The sequence below is a fragment of the Rhodococcus sp. P4_B6 genome (genome assembly GCF_056402215.1).
On the sequence record NZ_JBFUHV010000428.1, the window covers coordinates 1 to 1,576 of the forward strand.

General features: G+C 63.2%; 1 protein-coding gene. It reads right to left on the minus strand.

Annotated elements, in window-relative coordinates:
* Positions 1-175: 175 nt before the first annotated feature.
* On the minus strand, positions 176-1,576 hold a 1,401-nt coding region (locus tag AC1DWT_RS51275), incomplete at its 5' end, for a long-chain-fatty-acid--CoA ligase (protein WP_477926274.1).

Genomic DNA, 1,576 nt, shown 5'->3' on the forward strand with positions numbered 1-1,576 from the left:
ATCGACGAGACCTGATCGCGCCACCAATCACCGCGCTCGCGCTGGTCGTGCTCGTTGCTGCGCAACGTATCGACGGAATACAACGTCAGAGCACCTTCTCACACCGCTATGCCGAAACTGCGACTCGTGCCACCGTCGACGCTAGCGCGCGCCGGCGCCCACGCCAACGGCGTGATCATCGCAGAGCCCGCTTGAGTAGCTTTCCTGTCGCGTTCATCGGCAAGGTATCCCTGAACTCCACCAGGCGCGGGTACTTGTAAGCCGCCAACCGTTCCCGTGACCAGCCGATCAGGTCTTCCTCCTTCAACTCCGATCCGGGCTCGCGGATGACGAAGGCTTTCACTTCCTCACCGATTCGCTCATCSGGGATTCCGACGACGGCCACGAGGCTGACCTCTGGATGGCCGRTGAKCACCTCCTCGAGCTCGCGCGGRTAGACGTTGAAGCCTCCCCGCACGATCAAGTCCTTGGCGCGATCGACGATGRAGTAGTAGCCGTCCTCGTCTCGCGTTGCGATATCGCCCGTGCGGAACCAGCCSTCGCGGATCACTTCCTTTGTCGCCTCGGGCCGCCCCAGGTATCCCTTCATCACGTTGTATCCACGTACGGCGAGTTCTCCTGGYTCMCCGGCGGGGACCTCGTTCCAGTGATCGTCGATGAGCTTCACCTCTACYCCCCAGATCGGTTTGCCGATCGATCCCGACCGGTTTGGTTGGTCGAGCGGGTTGAACGTGACGGTGGGACTGGTTTCGGAGAGTCCGTAGCCTTCCCGGATCCCGACACCGAAGACATCCCKGAACCGCTCCAGCACATCGACGGGCATGGCAGCTGCGCCGGAMAGCGCGATTCGCAGGAGACCGGCGAGGTCAACGTCTATTCCGTCAGCGGCCYTRTTGAGCAGAGCCCAGTACATCGTCGGGACACCGGCGAAGACTGTCACCCGGTGCTGCGTGATCAACGCCAGGGCCTCGGCTGCGTCGAATCGTGGCAGCAGGACCAGGGTGGCCCCCATTGCGAAGCCGGCGTTCAGCTGTACGGTCTGTGCGAASGAGTGGAAGAGCGGAAGAGTGACCAGGTGTACGTCGTCGGCKCGGGCGTCGAGCAGTTGGTTATGCCCGATGGCGTTGAGGACCATGTTGGCGTGGGWGAGCTCCGCCCCCTTCGGCTTGCCGGTCGTCCCGCTCGTGTACAGGACCACCGCTGTGTCCGTTGCCTCGGTCACCTGCAGGACSTCTTCCGCGGGGTGTTCGGCCAATGCSTCAGCCAAGGTTGTTCCCACGCCTGGCTCATCGAGCAAAGCGGGGCCAAGGGTGACCAGTTGCTCGCAGGATTCGACGTCCTGGAATCCCCGCCACGCCTCGTCGTCGAGCCCCGGCACGGTACAGAAGTATGCCGTCGCGCCCGAGTCACGGAGGTGGTAGGCAACCTCCTCCCGCTTGAGCATCGTGTTGAGCGGCACGACGGCTCCACCGGCCTTGAGGATGCCGAAGTAGACAATCGGAAACTCGACAACATTCGCGATCGTCAGGGCAACGCGGTCGCCTGAGCGCAACCCCAGGGAGAGAAGATATTGGGC